The organism is Methanomassiliicoccus luminyensis B10 (genome assembly GCF_000308215.1).
GTDB classification, from domain to species: domain Archaea; phylum Thermoplasmatota; class Thermoplasmata; order Methanomassiliicoccales; family Methanomassiliicoccaceae; genus Methanomassiliicoccus; species Methanomassiliicoccus luminyensis.
The window spans coordinates 16,235-32,370 of sequence record NZ_CAJE01000024.1 but is presented as its reverse complement, the minus strand read 5'-3'; the positions used below and the strand labels follow the sequence as shown (position 1 = coordinate 32,370).

13 protein-coding genes are annotated in these 16,136 nt (G+C 56.6%); 8 read left to right on the top strand and 5 right to left on the bottom strand.

Annotated elements, in window-relative coordinates:
• Positions 1-30 precede the first annotated feature (30 nt).
• Positions 31-534 carry a rubrerythrin family protein gene (locus tag WYS_RS12965; protein WP_019178603.1) on the bottom strand — a complete coding sequence of 168 codons (504 nt, stop codon included), beginning with the start codon at positions 532-534 and terminating at the stop codon, positions 31-33.
• Positions 535-704: 170 nt separating this feature from the next.
• On the opposite strand from WYS_RS12965, the gene WYS_RS12960 reads away from it, so the two are divergent.
• The 5 genes from WYS_RS12960 (at position 705) to WYS_RS12940 (ending at position 8,236) form a co-directional block, all read left to right on the top strand.
• On the top strand, positions 705-1,745 hold the full coding sequence (locus WYS_RS12960; protein ID WP_081579998.1) for a GHMP family kinase ATP-binding protein: 1,041 nt from the start codon (positions 705-707) through the stop codon (positions 1,743-1,745).
• Positions 1,729-2,778 carry an HAD-IIIA family hydrolase gene (locus WYS_RS16420; protein ID WP_019178601.1) on the top strand — a complete coding sequence of 350 codons (1,050 nt, stop codon included), beginning with the start codon at positions 1,729-1,731 and terminating at the stop codon, positions 2,776-2,778. The genes WYS_RS12960 and WYS_RS16420 overlap by 17 nt, the downstream gene beginning before the upstream one ends.
• A gap of 228 nt (positions 2,779-3,006) precedes the next feature.
• A complete protein-coding gene (locus WYS_RS12950; protein ID WP_162137741.1) occupies positions 3,007-5,997 on the top strand; it encodes an ArnT family glycosyltransferase in 2,991 nt (996 codons plus the stop codon).
• The gene (locus tag WYS_RS12945) at positions 5,994-7,100 is read left to right on the top strand and encodes a glycosyltransferase family 4 protein (protein WP_019178599.1); all 1,107 of its coding nucleotides are present in this window, start codon (positions 5,994-5,996) and stop codon (positions 7,098-7,100) included. Before WYS_RS12950 ends, WYS_RS12945 begins: the two co-directional genes overlap by 4 nt.
• Positions 7,100-8,236 carry a glycosyltransferase family 4 protein gene (locus WYS_RS12940; protein WP_019178598.1) on the top strand — a complete coding sequence of 379 codons (1,137 nt, stop codon included), beginning with the start codon at positions 7,100-7,102 and terminating at the stop codon, positions 8,234-8,236. The genes WYS_RS12945 and WYS_RS12940 overlap by 1 nt, the downstream gene beginning before the upstream one ends.
• A gap of 281 nt (positions 8,237-8,517) precedes the next feature.
• Here WYS_RS12940 and WYS_RS12935 read toward each other — a convergent pair whose 3' ends face one another.
• Both WYS_RS12935 and WYS_RS12930 read right to left on the bottom strand, forming a co-directional pair.
• The gene (locus tag WYS_RS12935; protein WP_147654222.1) at positions 8,518-9,831 is read right to left on the bottom strand and encodes a hypothetical protein; all 1,314 of its coding nucleotides are present in this window, start codon (positions 9,829-9,831) and stop codon (positions 8,518-8,520) included.
• A 364-nt stretch (positions 9,832-10,195) separates the two neighbouring features.
• Positions 10,196-11,044 (bottom strand): glycosyltransferase family 2 protein, encoded by an 849-nt coding sequence (locus tag WYS_RS12930; protein ID WP_019178596.1) that lies wholly within the window; start codon positions 11,042-11,044, stop codon positions 10,196-10,198.
• 298 nt (positions 11,045-11,342) lie between these two features.
• Here WYS_RS12930 and WYS_RS15435 point away from each other — a divergent pair, with 298 nt between their 5' ends.
• Positions 11,343-12,116, top strand: a complete 774-nt coding sequence (locus WYS_RS15435; protein ID WP_019178595.1) for a glycosyltransferase — start codon at positions 11,343-11,345, stop codon at positions 12,114-12,116.
• Here the strand turns inward: WYS_RS15435 and WYS_RS15430 are convergent.
• Entirely contained in the window at positions 12,113-12,994 is an 882-nt protein-coding gene (locus tag WYS_RS15430) for a glycosyltransferase (protein WP_019178594.1), read from the bottom strand. The genes WYS_RS15435 and WYS_RS15430 overlap by 4 nt on opposite strands.
• Positions 12,995-13,309: 315 nt before the next feature.
• Here WYS_RS15430 and WYS_RS12915 point away from each other — a divergent pair, with 315 nt between their 5' ends.
• Positions 13,310-14,428, top strand: a complete 1,119-nt coding sequence (locus WYS_RS12915; protein ID WP_081579996.1) for a glycosyltransferase — start codon at positions 13,310-13,312, stop codon at positions 14,426-14,428.
• 3 nt (positions 14,429-14,431) lie between these two features.
• Here the strand turns inward: WYS_RS12915 and WYS_RS12910 are convergent, their stop codons facing one another.
• Positions 14,432-15,487, bottom strand: coding sequence for a glycosyltransferase (locus WYS_RS12910; protein WP_081579995.1), 1,056 nt, complete (start codon positions 15,485-15,487; stop codon positions 14,432-14,434).
• A 126-nt stretch (positions 15,488-15,613) separates the two neighbouring features.
• On the opposite strand from WYS_RS12910, the gene WYS_RS12905 reads away from it, so the two are divergent.
• Positions 15,614-16,009, top strand: a complete 396-nt coding sequence (locus WYS_RS12905; RefSeq protein ID WP_019178591.1) for a hypothetical protein — start codon at positions 15,614-15,616, stop codon at positions 16,007-16,009.
• The last annotated feature ends 127 nt before the right edge of the window (positions 16,010-16,136 follow it).

Sequence of the window (16,136 nt, the reverse complement as noted above, 5' to 3'; positions counted from 1 at the left end):
CTGGCCCGGCCAGGCCCAGGGGTTTGGCGTTCAGAGGACTTCCTTGAACGTGGAGCCAGCGGCACCGCACACCGGGCAGCGCTGGGGCGGCTCCCCCTCCTCGATGTTGCCGCAGGTCGGGCACACGTAGAGCTTCTTCGCCGGGAGGTCCTTCCCTCCGGACACCGCCGAGGACGCCTCCTTGTACTTGGCCTCGTGGATCTTCTCCACGGCGTTGGCGTAGTTGAACGACCGCAGGGCGGCCGTGTTGCCCTCTTTCTTGGCCTGCTCTATGAACCCCGGGTACATGGAGGTGTGCTCGTAGTTCTCTCCCTGGATGGCGTCCTCGAGGTTCTTCCAGGTCTCGTTCACGCCCTTCATCACATCGAAATGGGCCAGGGCGTGCACCGTTTCCGCCTCCGCGGCGGCCCTGAATAGCTTGGCCACCTGGGGGTAGCCGTCCTGCTCGGCCTTCTTGGCGTAGGCCAGGTACTTGCGGTTCGCCTGCGATTCGCCCGCGAACGCTGCCTTCAGATCATCGATCGTACCGGACATGAAAAACTCCTCTTATGTTGGCTGCCCTTTCGATTGGGACTTGAATATAATAAACTTTGCAGTTTAGCTTCGGCGGTAGAGGAGGAGCAAGATCGGCGGGGGCGGCATCCCGTCCCCGGCGCATCTACCAGGCAATCGCATAAATCCTTGCTCTTTGATAGGGGGAGGTGATGGCCGAGAGAAGGCAGCTCATACGCTGTAAAGCACCGTTGAGGATCAGCTTCGCCGGCGGCGGCACCGATGTGCCCCCCTATTGCGACGAACAGGGCGGCGCCGTGCTGAACACCACCATCGACCGCTTCGCGTACTGCACGATATCGCCGCGGTGCGACGACGAGATCACCATAAGGTCCCTGGACTTCGACACGGTGAAGAAGTGGAGGGCCAACGGCGATGTGCTGGTGTACGACGGGAACCTCGACCTCATCAAGGCCGTGCTCAATCACTTCGATGTGAAGCAGGGCTTCGACATGTTCCTGCACTGCGACGCCCCCCCGGGCTCCGGCCTGGGGTCATCGTCGGCGGTCATGGTCTCCATCATCGGCGCGCTGGCGGAATGGCTGAACGTCCCCATGTCCCAGTACGAGATAGCCAACCTCGCCTACATCCTGGAGAGGGAGGAGCTGGGCCAGGCGGGCGGCAAGCAGGACCAGTACGCCGCGGTCTTCGGCGGCTTCAACTACATCGAGTTCAAGGGGCCCGAGACCATCGTGACCCCCCTCAGGGTCAAGAGCAACACCCTCAACGAGCTTCACTACCAGCTGCTCCTGGGCAACACCGGGAGGACCCGCGACTCCAGCAACATCATCAAGAGCCAGACCGACGGGTACAGGAACAAGGAGAGCCAGGTCGTTGACGCGCTTGACAACACGAAGCGCCTCGCCCGGGAGACCAAGGACGCCCTGCTCATGGGGAACATCCGCCTGATGGGCGATCTGCTCAACGAGTCGTGGGAGTACAAGAAGAAGTTCACCTCCAAGATCTCCAACGACCACATCGACACGATATACAGGACCGCCATCGACAACGGCGCGGTCGGGGGCAAGATCTCCGGGGCCGGCGGTGGCGGGTTCATGTACTTCATATGCGAGTACGACCGGAAGCATCTCGTCGCCAACGAGCTGCGCAAGCTGGACGTGGACATAGTGCAGTACAATTTCGACAAGTACGGACTGCAGACCTGGAGGTATTGCGATGGCCCTGCTCATTGAGAACGAGCTGAGGGAGAGCGCGTCGGTCATCTCGTCCATCGATTCGAGGCAGATAGAGGACGTAGCCGCCGCCATCCTCGGCGCCGTGAGGAACAAGAAGAAGGCCATATTCTTCGGCAACGGCGGCAGCGCCGCCGACGCCATGCACATCGCCGCGGAGTTCTCCGGCCGCTACCTCATGGAGAGGCCGGCCATGAACGGGATATCCCTGAACTCGCTGTCCTCCATCACCGGCATCGGCAACGACTACGGGTATGAGAGGGTGTTCGTGCGCCAGCTCGAGGCGTGCATGGAGGCGGGGGACGCGGTCATCGGGATAAGCACCAGCGGCACCTCCAAGAACGTGGTCCTGGCGATGCAGCGCGCCAAGGAGCTGGGCGGCGTCACCATAGCGTTCACCGGCGCGGGCGGCGTGCTGAAGGACATGGTCGATCATCCCCTGGTCATCCCGTCGAAGAGCACCCCCCGCATCCAAGAGGCGTACTTCTGCGCCGGCCACATCATCTGCGGGCTGGTGGAGAAGGGCATGTACGGGCGCAAGGCGGTGTTCATCGACCGGGACGACACCATCGCCAAGGACGTGCCGTACTGCTCCCGGCCCGAGGACCTGCACCTGTTCCCCGGGGTGGGGAAGGCGGTCAAGAGGCTGAACGACGCCGGCTACCTGGTCATCATGATCACCAACCAGTCCGGGATCGGCAGGGGGCGCTTCACCGAGGAGACGCTGGCGAAGATACACGACAAGATGCTGGGCGACCTGGCCGCCGACGGCGCCAGGCTCGACGCCATATATTATTGCCCCCACACCCCGGAGGACGGCTGCCGGTGCCGCAAGCCCGGCACCGAGCTGATAGAGCGGGCGGTGAGGGAGCACGGCATCGACCTGAGGTCGTCGTACTTCATAGGGGACCGGGACCACGATGTCGAGGCGGGGACCACTGCGGGATGCAAGTGCATCAGGGTCGGGCCCGATCTCGGGTTCCCTGAGGCCGTGAATATCATCTTGAAAGAGGGACGGCGTTCGTCCTCCTGACTTCCGCTCATCTTCCCCTGAATATTCAGCCGGCGTAGTCAGCATTCTCCATTGGCGCTGGTGCGACGGCGTGATAGTATACTTTATACCACTTGGCCGGCATTCTTTTCAAGCTGGGGAGAACGACCTCGATCTGCCTATGCGAGATTGAAATTCATGGACATCAGCTGGAAGAAGATACTCAATGTTCATTTGAATAATAAATTCATTATAAATATATTTCCAGTGTTGTTCTTCCTCTGCCTGTCCACGCTCATCTTCATCGGTATCATACTGACGCCGGGGACGATCGGCTTTCATCACGATTGGCCCTATGGCCCCTTTCCCGAGATGATCGAAGAGCTGGGCAGTGAAGGGTTCGATCTATTCAGCGAATCCCAGGGGAACAAGATCTATCCGACGGATTGGCTGTTCCGTATAGCCCTGGTCCCATTTGCAGGGCTGGGTGGCGAGGTCCTTACGAAGAGCATGCTGGTCCTGTTCACCGCCCTCAGCGGGACGGCGATGTTCTGGCTGGCTCGGGAGCTAAAGCTCGACTACCGCTGGGCTCTGGTTGCCGGCATAATCTACGTGTTCACCCCCATCGTTTTCACCCGCGCCATAGCGGGGCATATGTATTACCTCCTTGCCTATGCCATCGCCCCCCTGGCTTTCATGCTATTCATGAGGGCCACGAGGAGCGAGCGGCCGTGGAAATATGCATTGCTCTCAGGGGCCCTTATCGGAATAGCGACTGTCCAGATCCAGTTCTCCGTAATGCTTCCGCTGCTCCTCGTCGGTTACCTGATCTTTGACTACAAGCACACGAGGACGAACCTGCCCGTCTTCACGATCGTCGTCCTGGTCGCATTGTTGATCCAGCTGCCCTGGGTCCTGCCTTTGATGACGGACAGCACCATCACAGAGGGCCTGCCGGTCAGCAGCTACATCAACTATCATGATATAACCAGCGCCCCATCCCTCTGGGAGAGCTTTGGGATGCTGGGCTACAAGATCCAGCCCTACAGCTATACTTCATTAGCAAGCTCCGGCTTGATACCTTCGTTCCTTCCTTATCTGAGCGTATCGTTCCTGGGAGTGGCATTGTTGTCTTTGATCTTCCGCCGCGACAGCCTCACGTTGTCCCTGTCGACCATAGCATTAATCGGGGTGTTCCTGGGAAAAGGAATGAACGAACCAGGAGGGGAGATCTTCGAGTTCCTGTTCCTGAACACTCCCCTGATAATTTTCCGCGAACTGTGGCATCTCGTTTTTCTAGTGGTGTTCCCGGCGACCGTATTGGTGGCCATATTTATCCAGGACTTCTCAAAATATGTCAAAAGGCGGTCGGGAGGACGGCCGTGGGCGCACATCGCCGCGCCACTGGCGGTCGCGCTATTAGTGATAATCCCAGCAGGCTGCCCCCTGATGCTGGGCGGCAACTTCGGCGGATATCTTCAAACATACACGCTGAGCGACGACTATGACGCTCTCTTCGATGAGCTTAGCGAAGCGAACGGGACCACCAGAATCCTATGGGTCCCCAGTATGGGGCCGATGCGATACTCGGACCTTGGCCGGGCTGGTGTCGACCCGCTGATATCAAGTTCGCCCTTGCCATCCTTCCCATCCTCCCCGTACGCTAATCCATCCCCCCTTTCCGGAGCCACTATGTTCTTCATCGTCACCATGCAGGAGAACGACACGGCCCAGTTCGGCAATGTCCTCAGCCCCTTCGGCATAGCGGAGATCGTCGTAAGAACGGATTTCCAATCAAAATACCCATGGTACTCGGCACTGGAGAACTATCCTGACCTTGCGGCCAAGTGGGAATCCCAGGCGTTCGCTCGGTACGTACAGGGTCAGGATGACCTGCTCGCTGTGACCGTGTCCCCCGAGTTCACCAGGTATCAGAACCAAGTGCCTTCGAGCATGGTCAGCGCCCCGTCGACGGTCGTGCTGGGAAGTAAGGACCTTTCAGCGCTCTCCCATTTGGCCAGCGTTACCCACCTCGGCGAGGTGGCCTATCTGACCGACAAGGGAACGCTGGGCCACGCAGACCTGCTCTTCGCCATGGATGACACGCGTGACATCATCTCATTGACATCCGGCCAGAGCATAGACCCAGCTTCCGCCGTCCCCGGGTTCGATGACAAGAGCGATCCCCATAGGGAGTGGATACCGGCTAAAGGCTGGTCCTGGTACGATCCGCTCTTCAGCACATCGACGAACACCGGGATTTTCACTCTGGGGGACAGCACGGTATCGATGCCTGTGTCGGGCGATGGCTCAGAAGTGTGGGCCAAGGTCATGTTCTGGGAGGACGGGGCCGTCCTTGAGTTCGACATGGGCTCGAGCTCGACGACGGTCCGTACGGACTCCAGCACCCATATGCCCCAATGGGTCAAGATCGGAGAAGTGGATGGATCTTCCCAGCTGACTATAGCCTCATCATCAGGCAGGGGCTATGTAGACGAGATCCTCGTGGTCAACAAGGCGGAGCTCGCGTCCCTGGGCGCGGCGATAGGGGACAGGACCGTCGTCTACCTCTTGACCTCCGACGGCTATGATGTGTCCGGCGCTCTGCCCCGGTCGGAGCCACATGCCGTTGACATTGAGGTCAACGATACCATGAGCCGCTGGATCGACATATACGAGGAAAGCGCCTACTCCCTGACATTGGATGTCGAAGGACATGTTATGGTGAGCGTCGACGGCGCTCCCGTGGACATGGGCTGGGAAGGGTCCCAGGGACATGGGGCGGTGTTCCTGGACGAGGGCAGGCATGAGCTGAGGATCACCGCTCTGGCAGACTCCGCAGTGGGAGATCTGTGGATGATCTCGAACGGTCTGTCCCCAGAAGAAACGTTCTCGCCCTCCAAGAGCGCGGTGATCGAACAATACCAGAAGAACGACCCTCAATCCTGGCAGGTCAAGGTCAACGCCACCGAGCCGTTCTTCCTGATGCTCTCTGAGCCTTACGACCCCCGGTACGTCGCCATCGTCAACGGTCAGGAGATCGGGCCGGTGCAGGCCTATTCGTTCATGAACGGATATTGGATAGACCAGACCGGGGAGCTCACCATCGACCTGGCGTACAAGCCTCAGAAGCAGTTCGAGATCGGCCTAGTCATCGCCTGCCTGACCATAGGCGCCTGCGTGGGGTTCGCGGTATGGGATACTTGGCGGGGACGCCGTAAATGCTCTGGCAAGCATTCAAAGGGACGGGCGCGGCCTTGAGGATCCTCATACTGAATTGGAGGGACATCACCCACCCCCAGGCTGGGGGAGCTGAGCGCTTCGTGCACGAGATCGGAAAGAGGCTGGCCCGTCACAATGAAGTGACCCTGTTCTGCGGAAGCTACCCAGGTTCGAAAGAGGAAGAACGTATCGAAGGGATGAAGGTGGTCAGGGCGGGCGGACGGTTCTCTGTGTACATCCGGGCCCTCTTGAACTTCAAGAGAGGCGCTTACGATATCGTGCTTGATGACGTCAACGGCATACCGTTCTTCTCCACCCTGTACTCCGATGCCCCCGTGATACCCATCCTCCATCACATCGTTGGGTGGAAGCTATTCAGTCGCGAGCTGCCGTTCCCACTATCAGCCATTGGATGGATGTGCGAGCGCTCGATCCCAATCTTCTATCGGAACAGGCGCTTCATCGTCGTATCCGAAAGCACAAGGCAGGAGCTGATGGACGAGCTTCATGTCCCTCCAGAAGATATCACGGTCGTCAACAACGGCATCGACATCGATCTGACGGCCTTGCAACAGAAGGCCCTTTTCCCCACAGTGGCGTATGTAGGAAGGATAAAGGGGTACAAGAGGGTAGAGGACATAGTCAGAGCTTTCGCGAAGGTTCATGAATGGAGCACGACCGCAAAGCTCATAATCGCCGGAAGGGGGGAGATGAGCGCACTGAGGGAACTGGTTGAAAGGCTGGGCATCTCCGATTCCGTCGACTTCCGAGAGGGGGTCGATGAGGACGAAAAGGTCCGAATATTATCATCGGCCTGGGTCTTCGTGACCGCGTCAATGAAGGAGGGCTGGGGGCTGTCCCCCCTCGAGGCCAATGCATGCGGCACTCCCGCCATCTCGTACGACGTTCCCGGTCTGAGGGACTCGATCAGGGATGGGTACAATGGGATCCTGGTAAGGAACGGGGACATCGATTCTCTGGCGATGAAAATCCACATCGTCATCTCAGATAATGATCTGATCTCCAAGCTCAGCGCCAATGGAAGAGAGTGGGCGTCGAGGTTCACGTGGGACCGCGCCGCTGATGATACCCGAAGGATCATGGAGGAAGTTTGCGGCCAAGATAGGCGAGGTGTGGACTAATGAACGATGAGAGCAAGATCACCGCGCTCATGAACGCGTATACCTTCGGCGTTGGAGGAGGTGATGTCCGTTTCGTGGAGATATTCAAACGATTCACGAACACCAGCATCACGGTCGTGACGCCGGAGCAGGGCGTCGCTTTCATCAATGCCCACGGGCTCACGGCACAGGCACTAGTAACGGCGCCGGATGACTCGGGGACGAGCGCCCTCTGGTCATATCCCCTTCGCACCCTCAGGGCGCTGGGTATATTGAGCAAGAAGAAGGATCATGGCATCATCTATGCAAGCTCAGATTTCCTGCCCGATGTCCTCCCTGCGGTCGTTTTCAGAAAAAGAGGAATGCGATACGTTCAGGTCGTGCACCATCTGATCCCGAAACCCCATATTCGCCATGGGGGGATGCTGAACAATATCATATCTTACCTCATGCAAAGAATCAGTCTCAACCTCATCAAGATGAGCGCGGACCTCGTCATCGTGGTCAGCCCCCTCACGAAGCGGAACTTGATAGACCTGGGCTTCAATGAGTCGAAGCTGTTCATGAACCCGAACGGCATGGACCCGGCATATTTTGATGGTGTCGTACCCGGACCTGTGAAATATGACGCAGCCTTCCTGGGCAGGATGCACGTCTCCAAGGGGATATTCGATGCTGTAAAGATCTGGAAGGAAGTGTGCAAGACCCATCCCGAAGCCAAATTGGCAATAATCGGGGGAGGGACGTCCAATGTTACTAGGGAGCTGATGGATGAAATCCAAGGTCAGCACATGGAGAACAACATTGACCTCATGGGCTATCTGGACAGGGATGCGGCATTTCAACTGATAAAGTCGTCGAAGATATTCGTCTTTCCAAGCCACGAGGAGGGTTTTGGAATTGCCATCCTTGAAGCCATGGCTTGCGGGGTTCCTGTGGTCGCCTGGGACCTTCCAGTGTATAGGGATATTTTCCATGAAGGGATGCTGAGAGCACCAATGGGCGACATGGGGGCTTTTTCCAGGAACGTAACTGCTTTGCTGGATGATGAACGGGGGCGAAAAAAGGTAGGTGACAGCGCCAAGGCCCTTTCCAAGAGCTACAATTGGGAGAAGATATCATCGAGCGAGCGGGAAATAATCACTTCATCTTTTTAATACGATCCTCTGTCCAGGAGGGTGGGCTGCCATATGGCCACAAATAAATGAGTTTCCAATGTTCAACGGGATAGGGCATCCCACTAACCAGATGATAGGTGTGATCCCTATGCACACATAGAAGAGTATTCCGATCATGTTCAGTTCTATATCGAGTTTGTACCTCTGATGTGCAAAAGGATATTGAGAATCAAGGCATTCTTTAACCAGACTTGGACAGTTCATCACACTGAACTGAAAAGAAGCAAATAAAAGAGGGGGCGTAATGCCCCCATGTTTCGCTAATAAACTGTCCCACTAATCCAGCAGTTGGCTGTATATGTATTCCACATGGGGATTAGCCCAATAATTGGAAGCCATGTCCAATACATGTCGGAGAATCCTACATCCATTTCCTGATCCACGAAGACATTATGATGTTCTGTCTCCACAACATACCCAGGTTTGGCTACATAGGTGTGTTGCGGAACGTTAGATGGGATCCAGTTCCGATCTGGCAGGTCATGGTTCCACCTAATTGCCCCTTCTCCCGAATTACATTCGTTCGTTATTTGAACTTCACTTCCACTGTAGCTTATGCCTATCCCAATACTTCCCGAGGGTCCAGTAGCTCCAAGACCTGCCCCAATGTTGAAACTGATTGTCTGTTGGTTGAGGGTGGTCGGTGGGTTATGATCATAGATTTTATCTCCAGAGTGGGATGGATAATAGGCAAAACCATCATTGATCCAAAGATAGTCTGTGAACCATTCGCTACCCCATTGTTGTATCCCAGGTATGGCTTCGAAGTTCGTGTCAAAAGCATAGTATTGTTTTAACAAGCTGGAACCGTCTAATCTGTATGGCTTTATCTGGATATTTACTACACCATACGGGTTGAATGCATTCTGTGAATAGTAGGTTAGAGCATTCAATGGCGTCCATGTTCCTGAGCCTGTCGCCGCCATTGTGCTTTGAGCTTGAACGGTTTGGGCCTCATCCGCCTGGGCCTTGTCCAAACACTTAACGCTCCAATCATAAGCAAGCGCCGTACTCTGAATTAGGTCGGCATCCTGTTGGGCCTTTGAGAACATTGTCGCTGAGCCACCAATACACAAGGACTCTCCTTTTTCAGATACGGGATCAATATAGATGCCCACAGTAGGTGCATTTCTTTCAAAAAGGAAGGTAACGTTATGGCCCTCTATGGCCCTCTGTATGATATCACTCTTTGCCCCCACCACTACAACTGGCGAACCGGATTTGATTGCGTTCCAGATTGCCGAAATGGTTGAATCATCGACATTTCCTTTTGCCCACTGACCATCAATCATCAGGACGTTCTTAGTTTGTACACAGCTGGTAAGCTGTTCTTTGTCATCGAGCTTAATTACATTAGAGGTCCCGAAATCTAATCCTTTTATGATGGTATCTGTCGATTGAGAAGTTCCAAGTAGCGTCACGGGCCGATCTGTGAAGCCAATAGGCGTAGCCAATTCATTTTCGATCGAAGTTTCATTTTGTACTGTTGCAGCAGCACCAAGAGAGGGCATTATAAAAAGCCCTAGAACTCCACATATCACTGCTTGCATCAATAATACCCTTGTTTCTCTCATTTCCTCACTCACTGGTAAGTCGGGCAACATTCGAACTAAGCACCCCATATCCATCTCGAGAACTGCGCTCAAGAAGCTTAGGCAAGTATCCGTTCCGCCAATGTTTCCCCGATTCCTAGAACGGGGAATTATTATTTATATATGCTTACATAATTACCTAGAAATGAATTTGCTTTCCGCATTTGTTGTATTGACTAAAGGAAGAAAAAGTATCCAATATAGCTCTTTCCGACGTGCGATGGCATGTCGGCTTGGTGTATCACCATGCCAGACGATATATATCCGAGCACAACGTACATAGAGATTGGCCTCGGCTGAACGAGTGGTACGTCAAAACCGCTTTTAGCATGCCATCAACACAGCATCAGATGTCGACAGCACTATCATCGTAATCAGGTCGTTGTTTTGACATATAGCCCAGACCCGCCGAGACGAACTCCAACGCCTTGAGCGTTAAGACCCCTATAGCCAAAGCAGGCCGTTTGTAGAAGTTGCCCTGCATCAGGAAGATGCTAAATCGCTTCCTGACACTCATTTGGGCGGCTCCGTAATCACCATACTTGGCCCTATAAGCCTTAGCAGTCTTGCCATAGTAGTACTTCTTTCTCAACCAGTGGCCAAGTGTAAAATTATCCTCATGATGCAAGATGGGAGAGGCAATCCTTGCGCTAATCGAAAAACCCATCAGCTTGATTTTCTGGGGGAGGGTGGATTCCTCGAAAAAAATCACGCCCGTCTCAAATCCTTTCGCCCGTTCCGCAAGGTCACGGGGAAAGAAACGCGCCGACTCGATCTCCGTGCCCGCATAGTACTTGCGTTCATGGTCCCGCACCTTGACCCAATAGCTATTACCAACCGATCGTTCGGGGATTATTATGCCGCCGACCTGGATGGACCGTTCACAAATCGAAACACATTCTGAAATGACCGAGGAGGTCAGCTCCATGTCCGAGTCTATGAACGCTATATACTTGCCCTGGGCCAGATTTATCCCGTGGTTCTTGGCTTCAGCCCTTTCACAATCAATAAGCATCAATCGGGCGGAGTTATTCCCGGCTACGCCCGGTGTCCCATCCGTGGAATTCCTGTCAACAACGATAATCTCGATATTCTCGTAGCTCTGTTCCCGTATTGAGCGCAGACATGTTTCGAGCGATTCTCCTGGATTGTATGAGGGGATTATGACCGAGACGAGCGGTAGGCCATCCGTCATTTTTACACACTTTGCACGCCTCAGTATTTTAAGGCACTGCCAAGCGCGTGCGCTGAGAAGGTTCGGCGGGCCTTATTCTCCGATAACTGAATCCTGTGAAGATTCGGTGGGTGTGCGATAACGATATCATTTGTGAGATTGGACGTAAAGAGATTTTACGTTCATTAATATTATAAGTACAATTATAATAAACAGGGCGGGATGCAATATTCATTGACCAGACAGGAGGGGGTCAAAAGAATAGGTCTTTAAATCGTGCGTTCTATAGAACGCTGTTGCACAATAAGGGTGATGCTTATTGGACCTCAGTCTCGTCATCCCCGCATGCAACGAAGAGCAGCGCATCGGAGAAACGCTGATAGCATATGCAAAGGACCTCCGGGCGTCCGGCATCGATTTCGAGATCATCACGGAGATGGACGGGTGCACCGACCGCACCGCCCAAGTGGTGACGCGCCTGGGCTGCCTCTACCCCGAGATACGGGGGCTGGAGTTCGAGGACAAACTAGGCAAGGGCGGAGGGCTCGTAAAAGGGTTCGAGGCCGCCAGGGGAAATTATGTGGGCTTCGTGGACGCCGACGGACCGGTCCGCCCAGAAAATCTCATGAAACTCCTTGCGGAGGTCAGGAACGGGACCGATTTCGCTATTGCGTCACGACGAGCCAAGGGTGCCAAGGCATTATATCGAACCCGCCGCCGACAGGTGCTGAGCAGGTGCTTCAATCTCCTAGTGAGGATGATGTTCGCCCTGCCATACAAGGACACCCAGTGCGGCGCGAAGGTAATGAAAAGGGACGCCATAGAGAAGATGACGCAGGACATTCATGTCAACGGCTTCGCTTTCGATGTTGGCCTAATATACGCAGCCAGGAAGAACGGCTTATCCATCAAGGAGGTAGGCGTCAACTGGGAGGATAAGACCGGCTCCAAGGTCGACATAACTCACACCATCTTCGACATGCTGATTTCGGTAATCAAGCTCAGGATCTTCTTCAGTCCTTTCAAATCGCTGCTGACACACAACGGCAGGAGATCGGACGATAGCGCTGAGTGGGCCAACTGGCTGGACTAATCCAGCTTTTTTGTAGAGGACACCATCGACCAGACGGTCTTGTCCCCCTTGTCCAGCGTCACGTACACGGACGCGTAGACTCTAGCGGTCAGCTCCAGGACCATGGCCACGGCGGCCTTACCCAGGTGGCCGCGGCTGTCCTGGAGCAGGCCGACCAGCGCGGGGAAGAGGAACCGCATGTTCCAGGTGGGCACCTGGTAGTCGAACCTACGCTTCAGGTACTGCTCCCCGATGTTGACCCTGACCCTCTGCTCCCAGAAGTCCTCCAGGGTCTCGGGGCCCTTGTTCATGACCACTGCGTCGGGCGCGTAGGCCGTCCGGTAGCCCCTCCTTTCCAGCTCCATGCGTATGTAGTCCTCGTCGCTGCTCTGCCCCTGGGGGATCTGGAGCCCCGCGTTGCGGAAGGCGATGAACTCGCCGATCTTAGGGTGGAGGAGCGACAGGCGATGATGCATGGCCCAGAGCATGTGGACCGCGAATCCTATCGTAGTGTCCTTCGAGTTCACCGGCACGGGGCGGCCGCCGGCGGCCCCCACTTCGGGGTCGTCGAACAAGGCAATTAGGGCCCCCAGCGCTCCAGGCGCGAGGTTGTTGTCGGCGTTCACAAGGGCGAGGATGTCCCCCTTGGCCATGGACATGAACAGGTTCACCGCGGAGATCTTCCCTTCCCGCTTCGGCTGGACCAACAGCCTGACCCTGCTATCCCTGGCGACGAACTCCCCGACCACCTCATCGGTGCGGTCGGTCGACGCGCTGGATATGACGATGACCTCCAGCAGAGATGCGTTGCTGAGCTCCTGCGATAGTATGGACTTGAGGGAGCGCCCGATATTGTTCTCCTCGTTATAGGCGCATACGCCCACCGAAACGGTCCTCATCGCAGTGGACAAATCCCTCGTGGTAGATATCCTTGGCGTTCCGGACGACCAGCGGCCCGTCCACGCGGCGTCGAGGCCACCGACGCGCGGCAATCATTATCTCCCTGCAGGTACCATCAATATACCGTTGCTTAGGGCGGCTTAAAAGGGGAACGCGATAGTGCCATCGAGAGAGGGACCCGGAGGACCTTGGCCCTCAGTGCGGGGGCGCTATTGCCAGCAAGACCGCGCGCGCCCGGTAACATGCATAGCTATTTACGGGCGTTAAGCCGGTAAGGAAAAGATATATACAGCATAGGGGTATCGCAAGTGGACATGTCAGCCAGCAGCGAAACTGGTGGGGAGCTAACCGTTATTTTGCCCACTTTGAACGAGGCTGAGAACATAGTTCCCATGGTGAACGCCGTCTCGGAGCTTTTCCCAGCCTCCAAGATCCTCGTTGTTGACGACAATTCCAATGATGGCACGCCCGAAAAGGCCCAGGCCATCCAGGCCGAGCCGGGCAGAATAAGGGTCATAAAGCGGGACCCCTCGGACAAGGGCCTCACCGCCAGCATCATGGACGGCATCCTGAACACTGACACCAAGTACTTCGTGGTCATGGACGCCGACTTCCAGCACCCCCCGGAGAGGATTGGGGCGATGCTCGCGTCCCTCCAGGAGGGTAACCAGCTGGTCATCGGGGTGCGGGAGGACAAGATGAGCATGATGTTCTACCGGCAGTTCGCCTCCTGGGGCGCGAACGCCATGGCCAGCTTCTATCTCTGGTGCAAACGCCAGCCCGGCTCCGCGGATACTATGTCCGGCTTCTTCGGCGGGGAGGCCGCGCTATGCCAGAACATCATCCGGGAGAATGACAAGAGGTTTGAGAGGCAGGGCTTCAAGGCGCTGTTCGACCTCCTCAAGTTCGCCCCCCGGGATATCAAGATCGACGAGGTCATCTTCAAGTTCAGCACCAGGCGCAGCGGGGAGTCCAAGCTTAACTCCCGCATCGTCCTGTCGATAATGAAGCAGTGCGGAGTGGTCGGAAGGACCATGGCCACCCTGTCCGTGGTCTTCCTCCTGAGCACGTGGGGCAGGATGGTCACTGCCATGGGCCTCGGCCTGTTGTCCACCGTGGTGGCCATCATGTTCCTGGGAGAGATGACCCACAACTTCTACTTCAACACGGTGCTGGCCCTGATGGGGGCGATCGTGTTCATGGTGACGGCCAACGAGCTGGCCATAAAGCTGATCGGCATCAGGGACAGCATATCCCGAGGGATCATGCTCATCGCCATAGCGTTCATGGGGTACATCCTGAACCTGTTCATGTCGTTCACCCTGAACGAGGACCTCTTGGGAATAGCGGTGATCCCGTCGCTGCTCGGCCTGACGGTAGCGTTCAGCTTCGATGTGATCAGCGCGCACATCCACCGGCCGGCCCGCATCTGAGCCTCACTCGCCCAGGACCTTCTCGTACACCCGCAGGGTCCGCTCGGAGACCGCGGCGCCTGAGAAAGAGGACGCGTATTCGATCCCTTCCCTCACCACCTTCTCCCTGGCCTCGTCGTCCGTCAGTAGCCAGTGCATCTTCTCCGCCATGTCAGCCTCATCCCGGCAGGGTATGGCATGCCTGGTCACCTCATGGGGGACCATGGCCCCTTCGAGGGTGAGCACCGGCACGCCGCAGGCCTGGGCTTCCAGTATGGGCACTCCGAAGCCCTCCTGGAGGCTGGGGAACCCGAACACCGTGAAGGAGTTGTAGGTCTCGGTGATCCTGTCCTCGAGGATCTCGCCCTTGAAATCGACCAGCGAACCCACCCCAAGCTCCCGGGCCAGGGACATCAACCAGTCCTTGTCGGGCCCCTCCCCGCATATGATCAGCCTGCATTCGGGCATGCGGTGCCGCTCTTGCATGATGGCGAACGCGCGTATCAGGAACTCCACGTTCTTGCGCTTCTTCAGGGCCCCGAAGTACCCAACCGCCCTGCCGGTCTTGGCCATGGGGCGGCACAGGGGGGAGATCGATTGAAGCACCACCGTGATGTCCTCCTCCCTGACCCGGTAGTGCTCCATCAGCTCCTTCTTGGTCTGCTCGGAGATGCAGATGAAGTGGTCCGCGTACCTCACGGCGAGCTCGGTGCCGAGAGTGTAGAACCGCCTGAAGACAGCCTCGGAGGGCGAGCCGGGGGGAGTAAGGTCCACGTGGTGTATGGTCACCACCTTCTTGCCCTTCAGGAAGGGGAAGAGGACCGCCTGGGAATCGGTGAGGGCGTGGTAGAGGTCGGCCCGGAACATCTTCCTCGGCAGCCTCAGCAGCGGCAGGATGATGTCGTAGTAGGGCGGGCTGATCAGCGAGCTCGAGGGGCGCACCGGCAGGGGGGAGTCCTGGTTGATCAGTCCCACGTCGGCCCCGAGGGACCTGAGCCCATAGTACAGGTTATGGGCATATCGCTCGAACCCGTTGGTGGGCTTGTCGTCCAGCCTCCTGGTAAGCAGCACTGCTCTCATTCACCTTCCTCCGGCGTAGAGCGTAAGGCGGCGCGCCACTAATATTTATCTTCCTGGTCCCGCCGGGAGGCGAGGGTCCGTTATGCGCATGTATTTACCGATAGGCGTGACATCTATTCTCAATCGATGACACTGCAGTTCGAGATACGTGTTCAGAACAAGCCGGGTGATGTTGCACGGATCGCCGAGGTCCTGTCCAAGAACTCGGTCAACATCCGAGGGATCTCGACCGACATGGGCGCTCCCCAGCCCATCATAAGGGTGGTGACCGATGACGAGGCCAGCGCCAGGAGCGCGCTGAAGGCGGCCAAGCTGGAGTTCTCCGAGAGGCCCGTCGAGGTGGTGTCCCTTCCCGATCGCCCGGGCGAGCTGGCCAAGCTCGCCAGGTCACTTTCCAAGGCCGGCCTGAATATCGAGTCCATGTACATCCTGGGCAACACCGGCTCCTCAGTGGAGGAGATCGCGGTGGCCGTCGACAACATCGAGAGGGCCAGGGAGGTCTTCATGAGGATCAGGGCCTGAGCCCCGCTCCCGCCGGAACGGCGGCTGCCGATGGTATAACCGGCATCAGCGCGCCTCCGCGGCGTGCATGTCAGGGACATCTCTGATGATAGCATAGAGAAGATGGCGTCCCGCCATCGGCCCGGTA

Bases quoted from the DNA above. Each gene is read 5' to 3' on its own strand.
- WYS_RS12965 (WP_019178603.1), bottom strand. From the start codon at position 534: ATGTCCGGTACGATCGATGATCTGAAGGCAGCGTTCGCGGGCGAATCG.
- WYS_RS12960 (WP_081579998.1), top strand. From the start codon at position 705: ATGGCCGAGAGAAGGCAGCTCATACGCTGTAAAGCACCGTTGAGGATC.
- WYS_RS16420 (WP_019178601.1), top strand. From the start codon at position 1,729: ATGGCCCTGCTCATTGAGAACGAGCTGAGGGAGAGCGCGTCGGTCATC.
- WYS_RS12940 (WP_019178598.1), top strand. From the start codon at position 7,100: ATGAACGATGAGAGCAAGATCACCGCGCTCATGAACGCGTATACCTTC.
- WYS_RS12935 (WP_147654222.1), bottom strand. From the start codon at position 9,831: ATGAGAGAAACAAGGGTATTATTGATGCAAGCAGTGATATGTGGAGTT.
- WYS_RS12930 (WP_019178596.1), bottom strand. From the start codon at position 11,044: ATGACGGATGGCCTACCGCTCGTCTCGGTCATAATCCCCTCATACAAT.
- WYS_RS15430 (WP_019178594.1), bottom strand. From the start codon at position 12,994: ATGAGGACCGTTTCGGTGGGCGTATGCGCCTATAACGAGGAGAACAAT.
- WYS_RS12915 (WP_081579996.1), top strand. From the start codon at position 13,310: ATGTCAGCCAGCAGCGAAACTGGTGGGGAGCTAACCGTTATTTTGCCC.
- WYS_RS12910 (WP_081579995.1), bottom strand. From the start codon at position 15,487: ATGAGAGCAGTGCTGCTTACCAGGAGGCTGGACGACAAGCCCACCAAC.
- WYS_RS12905 (WP_019178591.1), top strand. From the start codon at position 15,614: ATGACACTGCAGTTCGAGATACGTGTTCAGAACAAGCCGGGTGATGTT.